This window comes from Priestia iocasae, assembly GCF_016909075.1.
GTDB classification, from domain to species: domain Bacteria; phylum Bacillota; class Bacilli; order Bacillales; family Bacillaceae_H; genus Priestia; species Priestia iocasae.
The window spans coordinates 115,315-130,261 of record NZ_JAFBFC010000002.1 but is presented as its reverse complement, the minus strand read 5'-3'; the positions used below and the strand labels follow the sequence as shown (position 1 = coordinate 130,261).

Below are 14,947 nucleotides of genomic sequence, written 5' to 3'. Positions count from 1 at the left end.
AGAACATGTCAACATGCATTCAGAAGGGAACGGTGACAAGTGGAGAAAATAAAAGTAGGCATTATTGGAAGTGGTTTTATTGGTCCAACACACATAGAGGCGATTCGACGACTTGGCTTTGTGGAGGTCGTTGGATTAGCTGACAGTAGTAAGCAAGCCGCAGAAGAGAAAGCGTTGCGTCTTCATATTCCAAAAGCGTATACAGATTACAAAGAAATGCTTGAAGATCCGAGCATTCAAGTGGTCCATAACTGTACACCGAATCATTTGCACTTTCAATTAAACAAAGAGATTATCCTTGCAGGAAAACACGTGTTATCTGAAAAGCCGCTCGCACTCACGAGTGAAGAGTCGGCCGAGCTATTAAAGCTTGCGAAGGAACGTCAGATTGTGCACGGAGTAAATTTTAATTATAGGCAATATCCGATTATCCAAAACCTTGAAAGCATGGTAAAAGAAAAGCAGTTAGGGAATCTGACGATTGTTCATGGCAGCTATCTTCAAGACTGGATGCTGTATGACACCGATTTTAATTGGCGACTTGATTCAGACAAAGCCGGAGATTCTCGTACGGTAGCCGATATTGGCTCGCACTGGTGTGATACGGTTCAATATGTAACGGGTGAAAAGATTGTGGAGGTCTTTGCCGATCTAGCAACCATCGTACCAGTGCGGAAGAAGCCGCTTGAAAATGGCGCGTACAAAGAAGTATCAGTGGATACAGAGGATTATGCGTCTGTTCTGCTAAAATTTGAAAGCGGGATGAAGGGCGTATTTACGGTATCTCAAGTGAGTGCAGGCAGGAAAAATCGACTGTGCTTCGAACTAAATGGCAGTAAAAGCTCCGCCTACTGGAATCAAGAAGAGCCAGAAAAATTATGGATTGGACATAGAGACCAACCGAATGAAGTGCTTTTAGCAGATCCAGCCTTGTTTGCTCCTGAAGCGGCAGCATCCATTCATCATCCTGGAGGTCATAACGAAGGCTGGCCGGATGCATTGAAAAACATGATGCTTCACTACTATTCATTTATTCGTGATGGAAAAAGCTTAATGAAAGATCAACCTAATTTTGCTACATTTGAAGAGGGACATCAAAGCATGCTCATTAAAGATGCGATCATGGAAAGCAACAAAACGCAAAAATGGGTGAAAGTGCCACATGCATGAGCGTGTACTTTACATCCTTAATGACTTACTGAATGAAGGTCGTAGTAAAGAAACACCGCCACGTAGGAAGAAGTGATCGGAAGGAGGGAAGTCATATGAATTATGAATATCATACGTACACTTCCATGCCTGAAGCGAATGTAGTAGCTGACATCTTGAAGCTTCATCAAACCATTTTCGGGGCTTCCGATGATTTAATGAACAAAATGGCAAGTAAACCAAATTTGTTGGTTATGACCGCAATGGATGGTAAAAACGTGATTGGATATAAAATCGGGTATGAGCTGGATCCACATACGTTTTATAGCTGGTTAGGTGGAATTGATGATCGCTATCGAAAGCAAGGCATCGCATCGATTCTGATGGAGAGGCAACATCAATATGTACGGAATCATGGGTATGAGGTTGTGCAGACAAAAACCATGAATAAGTGGCGTAATATGTTAATGTTAAACATAAAAAGTGGATTTGACATTATGGATACGTATACCGATGAAAAAGGACGACATAAAATTATCCTTGAAAAGAACTTACTTAAAGAATGATGGAATTAAAAGAGGAAACCCCTAAAATGGGGTTTCCTTTCGTTTAAAAGCTTACCTATTTCTTCGTTGCCAACAGCTTTTTTGAATCCACATCATAAATCTTGTAGTCAATTTCAAACAGGTGATCTTTTGTGACCGTGACTTCACAGTAGTAGGGGATGGCTTTGCCGTATGCATCAAGCTCAGGAATGTCATTAAATATGAACCATTCATCTGTATCAAGTAAATGAAAGTCTGCCATCGCTGAGCGTCCTGATGAATCAATCTCAATGGTGCACGTTCCACGAACGACATCATAATCCTTTAAGAGCATGTATGTGAGACTAGGAAGCGTAATGAACAAACAGAGTACACCTAAGAGAAGAGAAGTCATCATTTGCCCCACCATTCGTAAGGTGAAGATTTTTTTGATAGTCATAAAACTCAACAAACCAACTGCATACAATACAAAAAAAGCACCTAATAACAGCAAAAAATAATACATAGTGTCCACGTCCTCTATTGAATCAATATCTATAGTACGTGGCTTCATCCATAACGGTTTCATATGAAGAGAAGAATGTTTTCACTTTTACGTTAAAGCCTGTAAAATGTCATCACACAATGTCATCGTTTTTACGTTATCTGTGCTGTTAGAGCGAGGGGGTTGTCCGTTTGTGCAGCACGTTAAAAAGTGAGTCATCTCGCCAACAAATCCACGTAAATAAAGGTCGCGCATCGTACCAGACATCGGAGAAGCAGAGGGTGTGTACACCGTATCAGCTTCACCAAGCGCCTTCCACGGTAAATCCGCAAAAACTTGAGAGCGATGAATGTTTAGCGTTGTGATTTCTTCAGCTGAAGCGAAGCCATCATCAAACGTCACAAGAAGCTGTTCGCTTTCTCTTGACCAAGCTGTCATTCCGCTAAACGCAAGTGTACCGACAACACCGTTTTCAAATTTTAATGAAATGCTTTGAGAAACGTGAGGGCCGTTGCTGTTTTTGAATCCAGCGATTTCAGTTACTTCTCCAAATAAAAAGCGGACAAGGTCCACGATATGAATCGCAGCAAACTTCATAAACTCTTCGTCATCCTTACAAAACGGCGTGCTATCAACAGCGAATCGCGCTTCAAATGAACGAGCCGCTCCAAGCTCTCCACCATCAATGATGCTTTTTAGCTGTTCATAAACGGGCGCGTAACGCTTCATAAATCCAACCATGACCGTCACACCCGCTTCGTTTGCCGCATCCGCTAGCTCACGTGCTTCCTGTGCAGTCATCCCAAGTGGCTTTTCCACAAAGACATTTTTCCCCGCCTTGATGCAATCCATGACTAATGAGACTTGATCGTGAGGCTGCGCGACAACAATCACACCGTCACACGCTTCGTTCGCAAGCATCGCTTGATAATCATCATACGCTGTTCCGTTGCTTCCGAAGCGGCGAAGTGTATCAGCCGAGCGCTCAAGGCTTCGCGTCGCAACGGCTTGAATTTTTGCACCCGCTTCCAAAAGTGAAGGATAAATATTTGTAGAGGCGTGAAATCCTGCCCCAATTAAACAAACAGAAGGTTTTGTCATGATGTTCTCCTTTTATGTGTGTCCATTTTCAATTTACCATAGCACGTTTGAACGATAAGTGTCTAGAACGAGGAGAAGAAAGGGGAGCGTGTACGTTTCATAAACAAGGATTGTCGTTTTTCATTGGAACATAAAAGTGAATTTTGTTATATACTAAGTAGAACAGATTTGTTATACTATGTATAGAACAAAATTGTTATACTGTGTATAGAACAGTTTGGAGGTGATCGGTTGTATATTCAAATTGAGCCAGAATCAAACATACCGATTTATGAACAAGTACGAAACAGTATTATGGAAGGAATTGTACGAGGAGACGTAAAGCCAGGCGACGTCCTTCCATCCGTTCGTTCATTGGCAGGTGATTTGGGTGTGAACATGCATACAGTTAATAAAAGCTATCATGAACTCGAGAGAAAAGGTGTGATTCGCATTGTACCAAAGTCAGGAGCGGTTATTTGTGAACGACATGTCGGCGATGTACCGACAGAACGAGTCGCTGAACTCTCACAGGATCTTCGTCCGCTTATTGTAGAAGCGCTTGTTGCTGGGATGAGTGAAAAAGACGTTCAAGCTCTTGTTCAATCAATCATGATCAAGGTAAAGGAGGAATAGAAAATGGATGTGACGTTGTTATTTGTGAGTTTGGCATTTTTAGTGGTGATGCAGACCATTGTTCCATTTATCGTGAAGCGTACCGTCGTATTTGGTGTGACGGTTCCGGTAGAGGAAGTGAAAAATGAAGAGCTACGACGCTATAAAAAAACATATGCAGCCCTAACATTGAGTGGCTCAATCATTGTCATTGCGCTCGCTATCTGGTTTATGCGTGAAGAAACGATCATGCTTGCGGCGCTGTTTTTACCGTTTGTTCTTCTTTTTCTTTCATTGACACTGTACTTTGTGTTTCATATGAAGGTGACAAAGCTCAAACAAGAAAAAAGCTGGTTTAAAAATCGAAAACAAGTTCGTGTGTCAGAGCTGAATCTACGATTAAAAGATGAAATGCTGCCATGGGTGATTTATCTCATTCCAGTAATCATTACGTTTGGTTTACTAGGCTTTTCGGTTGTCAACTATGCTCAGTTTCCAGATCCAATTCCAACGCATTGGGGACCAGACGGAAAACCAGATGCGTGGACCGATAAGAGCTATGTTTCTGTACTGGCGCTACCGATGGTCTTACTTGTGCTAAATGGGATGTTTCTAGGAATAAATGAGCTAACGAAGCTGTCAGGTATTAAGCTAAGCGCAAGAAATGTTACGGCATCACGTGCGAGACAGCTACAGCTTCGCAAGTATTCAAGCTGGTTTCTCTTCTTTACAGCCATCTTAGTATCGATTCTTTTTACCTTTTTACAATTCAACACGCTTTACGGAGACCAAATCGGTGATCTCGTTCTAGTCATAGTACCACTCGTGTTCTCAATACTTATGTTCATCGGCGCTGTGTTTTTAGCGATAAAGGTAGGCAAACGAGATTCAGACTTTGAGCTAGAGCTTATTGAAGACGGAAAAGGCGATACGATTAACATTGACGATGATCGCTACTGGAAGGGTGGACTAATTTATTTTAACCGCCAAGATCCATCGGTTTTCGTTGAAAAGCGATTTGGTGTTGGCTTCACGTTAAACTTTGCCCGACCGCTAGGCTACGCCATCATTTTAGGTCCACTTCTACTGTTGCTTTTGATTGTGGCCATTTTATAAAAGAAGAAAAAGCGCTTGAGATAACACAAGCGCTTTTTCTTCTTTTGTGGTATAAACATAAAGGGGAATGATAAGGTCTTCTGTCATAGTGATAGGACTATCGGTTGATTTTGTCGTTTTGAGTCGAATTACCGAGGGTATCACGGTATAATTCAAAATGAATACGATCATTGATACACAGATAAGGGAGGATTTACCATGGGCGTACTTATTGCCATATTATTTGGTGTAGCGATATTATTACTTATTTTATCTTTTGGCAAAACGAAGAAAGCTAAAACACACATTGAGCAGCAGCTTGAACAAGTCACATTATCCGTTGGAAAAGAAGTCAATGACATGCAGGACCGCATCCGTGCCATTGAACTAGATGCAGCGATTACAGCGCAGCAATCTGGTGCATTGGAAGTAGATTCACCAGAACGCAAAGTACTTCGCGATATGATTGACATGAACAAGCGTGGCTATTCTTATGAAAGCATTTCAGCACGCATGAAAGAATTCACACCAGAAGAAGTGGAACAAATTCTGGCTCCATATGAAGGGAAGAGACAAGACGAAAGGGGCATGGTTGCACAATGACACCGAACACATTACGCAGCTTTGCGATCGGCCTACTCGTCGCAGCTACTGCTATGAGCATTGTCTACTTTATCAGTCCTTCTTCAGAAGCAACAACGAACGAAACAAAAGAAGCGACACCGGAACAACTATCATACCCAGACATGAAGGCAAAGCTTGAAGATAAAGGCTTCGTCGTGAAAACACAAGACGAATGGGACAAGCAACTAGCTGAAGTAAAAAAAGAAGAAGCAGCTAAACAGCAGAAAGCTGAAGAAGCGAGTAAAAAGCCAACTGAAGAACAACCAGCTGAAGAAGCAAGCAAAAAGCCAAATGAAGAACAACCGGCCGAAGAAGCAGAAGAAAAAGTCGTTTACCGTACCCTCATTAACGTGACGAAAGGGATGACGGCTGTTGACGTTGGAAAAGTGCTTGAACAAGCCAAGGTTGTTGACAGCGGCTTCAAGTTCTACAAGCACGTTGAAAGCCGAGGCGTCGAAAACGAGCTTCGCCCAGGCACCTTTGAAGTGGAAAGCGGCATGACAAAGGATGAAATCATCGCGGTTATTTTTAAGAAATAGAGTGGTAGAAAAGAAGAGTCTCATATGAGGCTCTTCTTTTTTGTTGATGTCCTTATGTGAGTGGGGAATAAAATCGGTCATTATTTAGATGCGTTTCAGGTTTCATCAACTACTAATAAGGATATAGAAGAGTGAAGATTGATTAGTCAATTGTTCCCTGTCCATCCTCGGTCTTTTTACCTGAAAAGCACCGTTCTTCACGCTTCATCTGTAAACATATAACTCTAGTCGTTAAAATAGATACATACATGTTGATCCGCGGAGGACTTAGAAAATCATGAAAATCAACTCAAAAACGGTACTCTCTAGTTTAGGACTTTTACTACTGCTTGGAGGATGTTCTGACATCAATCAAGGTAATGACAAAGGAAAAGAAACACAAGCTGCGTCATCTGAAGACGCGATGATTAGTGTGCAGGATTATACAGGGCAAGGCTATGCCCTTCCATATGGAAAAGAAACCGATAAAATTGCTGAAGCCAACCGAAATCAAATAGAAAAAGCGGCAATCAAGCTTTTTAAAGAGAACTACAAGACAGATGTAACCGTACATAATGTTGTCGGAGCTCAAGGTGGGGCAACCGTATTTGTGGAATCAAAAGGTGAGCCGCATTTCTATACACATGCCGTTGTGCCAATTGATGAAAAGGAAAAGAAGGTCAAGGCTGATGAAATTTGGGCAGATGAATTTCAAGTGGAAAATGCGATTAAAGGCGGACTTTATCACATGATTTTTCATGAAGAGTTTCAGCAGCTAGATACATACTTTGAATCGCTTACGGAAGAAGGTCAAGTAACAGGTAAAACGAAAGAGGCTCTTCAAAATGTGGGAGGGCAAGGTTTTATGACGCCTTATTATTTTATTTCAATGGCTAGTAAAGAGATGGCTATAAAACCTGTCTATGATCTTTACATGAAAAATCCTGATGAGAGTGTAGAGAATCTTAGGAATGTGTTTGAAGATAGCTTGTTCGTACCAGACAGTCTGTTCATTAATATCCAATTATTTATGGCTCATGAAAACGAAAAACCAAATAAAGAACTATTTGATCAAATTGTAAAAGACCTTGAAGAAATGACCGACATTCCTAAAGGTTCTTATAGCGTTGTGTTAAATAATCATTTTATTGATAAACAGAGTGCTAGTGGCATGGGAGATGATTCACTAGACTTACCGACTGATATTATTAAAGAATGAAGCGGGTGACTAGATGAATACACGTAATGGTTCAGCAACTATCTCTAAAGGTATTTCAGTTCATAATGATAAAAAGTTAGTCGGACTTGAATCTCTCCATGCTTATACTGATCCAAAAGAACAGGGAGACTTATGACTCTAGTGCCTAAAGAAAATGCATAGATGTTGATCTACTTATTCCTGTTAAGGAGGACTGAGAAAATCATGAAAATCAACTCAAAAACGGTACTCTTTAGTTTAGGGATTTCACTACTACTTGGAGGATGTTCTGGTATCAATCAAGGTGATGACAAAGGAAAGAAAACACAAGCTGCGTCTTCTGAAGATACGATGGCTAGTGTGCAGGATTATACAGGGCAAGGCTACGCCCTTCCATATGGAAAAGAAACCGATAAAATTGCGAACGAAAATCTTGATCAAATAGAAAAAGCCGCAATTAAGCTTTTTAAAGAGAACTACAAGACGGATGTAACCGTGCATAATGTTGTCGGAGCTCAAGGTGGGGCAACTGTATTTGTGGAATCCAAAGGTGAGCCGCATTTCTATACCTATGCGGTCGTGCCAATTGATGAAAAGGAAAAGAAGGTCAAGGGTGATGAAATTTGGGTAGATGAATTTCAAGTAGAAAATGCCATTAAGGGCGGACTCTACCATATGATCTTTCAAGAAGAGTTTAAAACACTGGATGACTATCTTCAATCGGTTGTCGAAGAAGGTCAAGTAACAGGTAAAACGGAAGAAGCACTCCAAAATGTGGGAGGACATGGATTTATGACTCCTTATTATTTTGTTGCTTTAACAAGTAAAGAAGAGGCGATTAAACCAGTTTATGAACTCTATGTAAGCAAACCTAACAGGAGTGTAGAGGATTTGAGGAATGCCTATGAAGAGGGTTCATTCAATCCTGAACATCTCAAAGTTAATGTTCAATTATTTATGGCTGACAAGGAAGCAAAACCGAGCGAAGAAATCTTTAATCAAGTTACAAAAGAGCTCGAAGAAATGAACTCTATACCTAGAGGCACCTACAGCTTTTCGCTAAATGACAACTTTGTTGATAAACAAAGCTCTGAAGGTGCGAAAGATAATTCATTAAAACGCGGCTTTCCAGATTACATTATAAAGAAGTAAAGCAGGTGACTATGTGATGCCAGATATTCATCTAGTAAGAAGCAGACATTTTTGCAGCTTTCCTAGTCAATCCTTCCTGCTTATTCACAGTCTTTTTACCTGAAAATCATCATTCTTCACGCTTCATCTGTAAAAATATAACTCTATTCGTTAAAATGAATACATACATATTGATCCGCTCATTCCTGTTAAGGAGGACTTAGAAAATCATGAAAATTAACTCAAAAACGTTGCTCTGTAGTTTAGGAATTTCATTAATGCTTGGAGGATGTTCTGACATGAATCGTACGAATAACACGCAAGGTGATGAAAAAGGAAAAGAAACGCAAGCTGCCTCATCTGAAGACACGATGGCTAGTGTGCAGGATTATACAGGTGAAGGCTATGCTCTTCCATACGGAAAAGAAACGGATAAAATTGCGAACGAAAATCTTGATCAAATAGAAAAAGCGGCAATCAAGCTTTTTAAAGAGAACTACAAGACAGATGTAACCGTACATAATGTTGTGGGTGCGAAGGATGGAGCAACTGTATTTGTGGAATCTGTTGGAGAACCTCATTTTTATACACATGCCGTTGTGCCAATTGATGAAAAGAAGGTCAGTGTCAATGAAATTTGGGTAGATGATTATCAAGTACAGAATGCGATTAAAGGTGGACTCTATCATATGCTTTTTCAAGAAGAGTTTCAGCAACTAGATAAATACTTTGAATCGCTTACTGAAGAAGGTCAAGTGACTGGTAAAACAAAAGAAGCTCTCCAAAATGTTGGTGGGCATGGATTTATGACTCCTTATTACCTTATATCTACATCTAAGAATGATGAGGCCATTAAACCTGTATACGAGTTGTATATAAGTAATCCTGACGAAAGTATCCAAAAGCTAAGAAGTGCATTTAATGACAGTGAATTTTCAGCAGAAGATTTAACTATTGGCATTCAGTTATTTATGAAAGATAAGGAAGAGAAGCCTAGTGAAGAGATATTTAATCAAGTTGTAACAGATCTAGAAAAAATGACAAACATTCCAAGAGGTGCTTATGGCCTCGTTTTAAATGATAATTTAATCCACAGAGAAACGTCGGAGGGTTTTAAAGAAAACTCCTTAGAAAGAGATTATCCTAACCAGATTATAAAAGAATAAAAGGAGGTGTAAAAATTGAATGAATTAGAGGACACTCTCCCTATCAATCAAACTAGTAACATAAATAATGATAAAGACTTAGTCGAACTTGCTGGATATCAAGCTTATACACACCCTACTAAATTTACTAAGTTTTATGTCAATGACAATGAATATAGAGTACTTAATACTCGGTACGAAGACCCAACCGGCCTCGATGCGATGACAATTGTAAACACAGACACAAAAGAAATCTCCATCGTGTATGTAGGCACTGACAAATCCGCTAAATATGGAAACCAAGATATTCTAACCGACATCCAGCTATTAAGCGATTTAACCCTTGATCAATTGACTGCTGCACAAGACTACTATAGCGAGATGAATGAAAAGTACGCGAGTGTAGGCGGTGTTACGTCAGTAGCCGGAAACTCCCTTGGTGGTGGGCTAGCTGGAGCGGTTGCTGTCGCAAATCCAGATGTGACAGCCGTTACGCTAAACCCTGCGCTTTTGCCAGATGGGATGATGGACCCTGCGAAAACGTATGATAACGTTACTAACTATTTTAGTAGCTACGATGTGCTTACTCAGACGTTGATTGCGCTAAATTTGGATCATCGCATTCCCGGTAAGCATTATGAAATCTTTAATGGCATTCCAGGATTGGGGCAGGTTGTCACGAATCATACCGGTTATTTGAAAGAAAAAGATGGTCGTCAATATTATGAGGTTGGGGAAGTTGGGCAGCCTGGGTACGGGAAAATTTACATTGATGCGGATGCTCATATCGTATCGAGCATTTGGACGGGAGCCCCACTTTACGGTGGCTACTCCGAACGCATCAAGATTAATAAAGAGAACTTAGAGCTGCTCGCTACGTCGCTGCAAACACATGTTGTGGAGAGGCTGAATGTAGCGCACGAATACCTCGGACACTCTGTCGCAATCGTTGACGATGAATCCAGTCGCTATTACGAACGTCTTACCCGCCTTCAACAAATGTTTGAAGAGATGTTTGACAGTCTAATTAGTGATCCATTGTTTAGGGGCCTTACGTCAATGAGTAATCGACTGACGGCTGAAATTGATCATTTGGTGCTGCTAGTTAATCTCGCAGAAAGCCGTGCCAAGTCCTTAAATGCGATGTTAAATTCTCCACCTGTGGAGCTAGTTGAACATTTGTTGCTTGGGAACGTAAGTGCGGGAGGGTTATTCGGAAACTTATTTCAAGAGGTGCGTAACTTTCTGTATGACTTACGAGCGGACATTCAAGACCTTTCAAGTAGTCTAACCTCCATTGTTTCTGATCAAATTCCGGCACTGTTTCAAGGTGGAAAAGAGTTTTGGTATGATGCGGTGGTTAGTGAGTTGAAAGCGCATTATGGCATCGTGAACAACAATCGAGATAAGCTGCTGTCACATATTCGTGAATATGAGAAACAAGTGAAGGATGTGGCGGCTACTTTTCATGAGCGAGACCACACATTAGGACAATCGATTCAAACGAAATCCTCTCAGTTGAATGAAATATCTGTTCAAGAAACCAATACGTATCAATTAGAAGCCTCTCCTTATATGGAGGTAAGGATGAAGATAAAAGACGTTCAAATGGATACAGCCTATACCGCTTTTACCGTCTCTACGCATGGACTTCTTCTTCCGATTTTGGAGAAGGGACGTCAAATCATGTGGAGCACGGGAACGACACTCGAACTGCTGTCGACCACGATTAAAGGAGCCACAAGCTTCGCGTTGAACTACACCGTTCCTGGTCAGCTAGTTAGCTTGTTTTCAGACTACGATGATAAAATCAAAAGTGCCGTTGCCAACGCACTTGAGCCGTTAGATGAACTGGCGGGGACGATTGAAGGAATCGAAAAAGGATTGAGTCAGCTCATGGTTGGCTATCCAACATTACTTGATAACTTTAGACCTTACGTTGAGACGGCTCTTTTTAACAACAGCGGCTATCAGAACGTTCATCTCTATAACGTCGCATCGATTGCGATTTTACGAGAAATGGAAATGCTGTTTGATGATGTCGTGTATCAACTAGGAGATCATCAAGCAGAAGCCATTGACGCATTGTGTGACGTATCAAAAAAGGTGAAAAACAACATGGGGATTCTATATGAACAGGTTGATCGTGGGACGATGAAGTAACCGAGCTATACTACTAGCTCGGTTTTGTTGAGTTTGCTATGATTTCATGAAACCAACAGCCCGCTCCCTCAAAAAAAGTAGAATAATTGACACACAAAATCAACCTTCCTTGTTTTCACTAGTAATTTTTGGTAGTGTGGAAGTTGGAGATGTAAAGAAAGGGGAATCTATTCATATGTGGAATACCTTGAACTGATGAGTAAATTGGATAGTGACAGTTGCGGTCCTTGATGTGTAAGGGTCCGTTTCGTTGTCGATCTTAAATCATTCAAGGGATACATGGTGTGGACAATTCGATTCCCATTGCCAGGCAGATACCTTTGTTTATCTGCTTTTTATTTATGGGGTAAAACATCTCCATTGACACAATCATTGCGTCCCTACATAGGGGGAATTTTTATGACAAGTCAGTACGAAAACGAAGAAGTGCTAACAGGTGGAAATGTGTCAAACGTCTATCGATCGGGAGATACGGTTCGACGAGAGGTAAAGCCTGATAGTGTGAACATTCATAGATTGTTGCAGCATTTAGAGCGTAAAGGGTTTGCGTATGCACCGAAGTTTTTAGGTGTGGATGAAAAAAAGAGAGAGATCTTATCGTTTATTGAAGGAGAAGCGGGGCATTATCCTTTAAAAGCATACATGTGGTCAAATGATGCGTTAAAAGACATAGCGAAAATGCTTCGTCTTTATCATGATGCTGTGAGTGATTTTCCTTTCACAAAAGAGTGGAAATCACTAGACAATACGCCTGATAACAGAGAGGTTATCTGTCACAATGATTTTGCTATTTATAACATTATTTTTAAGAATCAACAGCCAGTCGGTATTATTGACTTTGATCTTGCTGCGCCTGGTCCAAGACTTTGGGACATCGTCTATACGCTTTACACATGCGTTCCGCTCAGTCGACTTTATCATACGGAAGCAGGTGCGGCTGTTTATTATGACGCAGGAAAGGATGCCGCTCGTATTAAACAAAGAGTTCACTTGTTTTTTGAGTCCTATGGGATGGAAGGAATCGAAAGCGGGTTTTTAGAGATGGTCTTGCTACGCGTAGAAGCGCTATGTAAAACGATGAAACGAAAAGCCGAAGAAGGCGATGCAGCGTTTCAAAAAATGATAGAGGAAGGTCATTTCGAGCATTATCAAAAGGAGCTTCAATTCATTCGTGAGCACGGAAAAGAGTGGGTGTAGCGTACGGTAGTAAAAGAGAAGACCATCTTTAGATGGTCTTTTTTTTATGTAACAGAATCAAATAAAAATGCTGGGTGTGAAGGCTCGTACGTTGAAGTGAAATGACATTCATCTCAATGAGGTCGCGCTAACACATTCACAAGCATACGATGAACAACCTCGTGGTCACGAAGGTCATGAAGGCGGTATTCCTCACCCGGGAGGCTGTACCATTCCGCTGCACCGACATAGGTAATCGCAAGTGTAAGAACGCCGTCGTCATCACAAGTTGTACGCAATTCGAGCTCTCCACTAATGACGCCAACCTCGGCTGTCATGACACCGTGTGTCGCGGTAAAGATAGAGGATGTTTGTTTCATGAGAAGAACTCCTTTCTGAGATAAAATGATGGCGCTGCGCGTACGAAGGATATCCATACACGCAGCGCAGAAATGGAATTAGTATGAGCAGCTATTCAGCATGCCTTGTAGTGCCGTTTTCTCTGATGATTGAAGATGTAAATCCCATGTGTATTTTGTGTTAATCCACCATTTTGCATACGCACAGTGTGCCCCAGAACGTGTTGGCTTCCATGTGGATGGATCTTGGTCACCCTTTGATCGGTTCGAGCTTGCTGTTACGGCAATAAGCTGTGGACCATTTAAATCATTAGCGAACTGCTTGCGTTGTTCTGTTGTCCAAGTGTTAGCACCTGAACGCCATGCTTCCGCTAAAGGAACGACGTGATCAATATCAAGGTCAGAAGGCGAGTACAGCGTCACACCATCATAATAGCTATACCACTTGCCAGACGTAACAGGGCAATTTCCGCTATAGTAGTCTGCATCGCGCTGTAAGACGATTTGACGTGTGTCACAGCCGTTGCCTTGGCTGCTCCAGTGAGAGAATAAATCTCTTGAATACCCACTCATGGAGCCTTCAGATTTTACCGTTAACGAGTTTAGCTGCGACTGAGCAGTCGACTTTGATGGTGTCCCAGGCGGAAGTGCAGAAGCCGTTGGGAGGTCATAAAGAAAAGCAGTAAACGACAGAATGAACGCAAAAACAACCAACATGGATTTCTTCAGCATAAAAATGCCTCCTATATGTATTTTTTTGTATATCAACATCGATGCGAAAACAAAGATGCTAATAAAAGAGAAAGATGACACGTAAGGCAAAATAGGGCACTGCACGTCAAATACATTTCCAAATGTGGTAATAAATTCAATGCTTCTACTAAAATGATAGTATAAGAGGGAATATTTTAACAAGTTAAAATGATGTAAAAAAACTATAGTACAAAAGTAACAAAATCGTTCTTATATTCTTTACAATGAATTGTGACAACAGATGGATTGTTTACCTAAAATAAGTAAGCATGAACGAGTGAACTTTATATGTGAAAAAATAGCAGAAAAGAATTGACATATTTTTTTTTTTTTTGTTATTTTTTAGGTAACCGCGGAAAAACCCTCGAAAAGGCGCCTTTTTGGAAAGGACCCTCATTGCCGATTCCCCCCCATACTCCCTCCTTTGAGGAAATCGTTCACATGTTTGATCCACTCATTAAATCTCAGCTCAAAAAACTATGTATCTACAAAGACTACGATGAATTCTATCAAGTTGGTGTCATTGGCTTGTGGGAAGCGTACAAAAAGTATGATCCCACACAAGGTGAATTTAGCACGTACGCCTATACGATGGTACGTGGACATTTACTTACCCACCTGAAAAAAGTCATCCTACGCCAAGAGCGTGAGCCATTGTTCACAGAATCTGATCGCATACAAGAAATTCAAGTCGAGTCTGCCCCCATGATCGAAGAAACATCACTCCTTGAAGCCTATAACACATTATCCAATCGAGAAAAAATCTATGTGAAGCGCTATATGATTGAAGGCTATTCGATGAAAGAAATTGCCGACGAGTGTGGCGTTAGCTATCAAACGGTCAAAGACTGGGCGAAGCGAGCTAAAACGAAGCTCCGTGTTTTCTATGAAAAGCAGCAATCAAACTCGTAA

General features: G+C 41.0%; 17 protein-coding genes. 13 read left to right on the top strand and 4 right to left on the bottom strand.

Annotated features, from left to right (window positions below):
* Positions 1–39: 39 nt before the first annotated feature.
* Together JOC83_RS05805 and JOC83_RS05800 are read left to right on the top strand one after the other, a co-directional pair.
* Complete coding sequence (locus tag JOC83_RS05805; protein WP_205185191.1) at positions 40–1,170, top strand: Gfo/Idh/MocA family oxidoreductase; 1,131 nt, start codon at positions 40–42, stop codon at positions 1,168–1,170.
* Between the two features lie 95 nt (positions 1,171–1,265).
* Positions 1,266–1,715: a GNAT family N-acetyltransferase gene (locus JOC83_RS05800; RefSeq protein WP_239583380.1), complete on the top strand. Its 450-nt coding sequence runs from the start codon at positions 1,266–1,268 to the stop codon at positions 1,713–1,715.
* A gap of 55 nt (positions 1,716–1,770) precedes the next feature.
* Here JOC83_RS05800 and JOC83_RS05795 read toward each other — a convergent pair whose 3' ends face one another.
* On the bottom strand, positions 1,771–2,199 hold the full coding sequence (locus JOC83_RS05795) for a hypothetical protein (protein ID WP_205185188.1): 429 nt from the start codon (positions 2,197–2,199) through the stop codon (positions 1,771–1,773).
* A gap of 87 nt (positions 2,200–2,286) precedes the next feature.
* Positions 2,287–3,279, bottom strand: a complete 993-nt coding sequence (locus tag JOC83_RS05790) for a Gfo/Idh/MocA family protein (RefSeq protein WP_205185184.1) — start codon at positions 3,277–3,279, stop codon at positions 2,287–2,289.
* Between the two features lie 231 nt (positions 3,280–3,510).
* On the opposite strand from JOC83_RS05790, the gene JOC83_RS05785 reads away from it, so the two are divergent.
* The 10 genes from JOC83_RS05785 to JOC83_RS05745 all read left to right on the top strand — a co-directional run bounded on the left by JOC83_RS05785 (position 3,511) and on the right by JOC83_RS05745 (position 12,944).
* Positions 3,511–3,894 carry a GntR family transcriptional regulator gene (locus JOC83_RS05785; protein ID WP_205185181.1) on the top strand — a complete coding sequence of 128 codons (384 nt, stop codon included), beginning with the start codon at positions 3,511–3,513 and terminating at the stop codon, positions 3,892–3,894.
* Positions 3,895–3,897: 3 nt separating this feature from the next.
* Positions 3,898–4,989 (top strand): DUF1648 domain-containing protein, encoded by a 1,092-nt coding sequence (locus tag JOC83_RS05780; RefSeq protein ID WP_239583379.1) that lies wholly within the window; start codon positions 3,898–3,900, stop codon positions 4,987–4,989.
* Between the two features lie 198 nt (positions 4,990–5,187).
* On the top strand, positions 5,188–5,571 hold the full coding sequence (locus JOC83_RS05775; protein WP_205185178.1) for a hypothetical protein: 384 nt from the start codon (positions 5,188–5,190) through the stop codon (positions 5,569–5,571).
* Positions 5,568–6,131 carry a hypothetical protein gene (locus JOC83_RS05770; protein WP_205185175.1) on the top strand — a complete coding sequence of 188 codons (564 nt, stop codon included), beginning with the start codon at positions 5,568–5,570 and terminating at the stop codon, positions 6,129–6,131. The genes JOC83_RS05775 and JOC83_RS05770 overlap by 4 nt, the downstream gene beginning before the upstream one ends.
* 277 nt (positions 6,132–6,408) lie before the next feature.
* Positions 6,409–7,329 carry a DUF1672 family protein gene (locus JOC83_RS05765; protein ID WP_205185172.1) on the top strand — a complete coding sequence of 307 codons (921 nt, stop codon included), beginning with the start codon at positions 6,409–6,411 and terminating at the stop codon, positions 7,327–7,329.
* A gap of 13 nt (positions 7,330–7,342) precedes the next feature.
* Entirely contained in the window at positions 7,343–7,465 is a 123-nt protein-coding gene (locus tag JOC83_RS20170) for a hypothetical protein (protein WP_275580414.1), read from the top strand.
* A 68-nt stretch (positions 7,466–7,533) separates the two neighbouring features.
* Positions 7,534–8,460, top strand: a complete 927-nt coding sequence (locus JOC83_RS05760; RefSeq protein WP_205185169.1) for a DUF1672 family protein — start codon at positions 7,534–7,536, stop codon at positions 8,458–8,460.
* 209 nt (positions 8,461–8,669) lie between these two features.
* Positions 8,670–9,605: a DUF1672 family protein gene (locus JOC83_RS05755; RefSeq protein WP_205185167.1), complete on the top strand. Its 936-nt coding sequence runs from the start codon at positions 8,670–8,672 to the stop codon at positions 9,603–9,605.
* 15 nt (positions 9,606–9,620) lie between these two features.
* Positions 9,621–11,747, top strand: coding sequence for an SA1320 family protein (locus JOC83_RS05750; protein ID WP_205185164.1), 2,127 nt, complete (start codon positions 9,621–9,623; stop codon positions 11,745–11,747).
* 399 nt (positions 11,748–12,146) lie between these two features.
* A complete protein-coding gene (locus JOC83_RS05745; RefSeq protein WP_205185160.1) occupies positions 12,147–12,944 on the top strand; it encodes a phosphotransferase in 798 nt (265 codons plus the stop codon).
* Between the two features lie 113 nt (positions 12,945–13,057).
* On the opposite strand, the gene JOC83_RS05740 is transcribed toward JOC83_RS05745, so the two are convergent.
* Complete coding sequence (locus JOC83_RS05740; RefSeq protein WP_205185157.1) at positions 13,058–13,303, bottom strand: hypothetical protein; 246 nt, start codon at positions 13,301–13,303, stop codon at positions 13,058–13,060.
* A 78-nt stretch (positions 13,304–13,381) separates the two neighbouring features.
* Entirely contained in the window at positions 13,382–14,014 is a 633-nt protein-coding gene (locus tag JOC83_RS05735; protein ID WP_205185154.1) for an HNH endonuclease family protein, read from the bottom strand.
* Positions 14,015–14,347: 333 nt separating this feature from the next.
* Here JOC83_RS05735 and JOC83_RS05730 point away from each other — a divergent pair, with 333 nt between their 5' ends.
* Positions 14,348–14,947, top strand: a complete 600-nt coding sequence (locus tag JOC83_RS05730) for a sigma-70 family RNA polymerase sigma factor (RefSeq protein ID WP_338038873.1) — start codon at positions 14,348–14,350, stop codon at positions 14,945–14,947.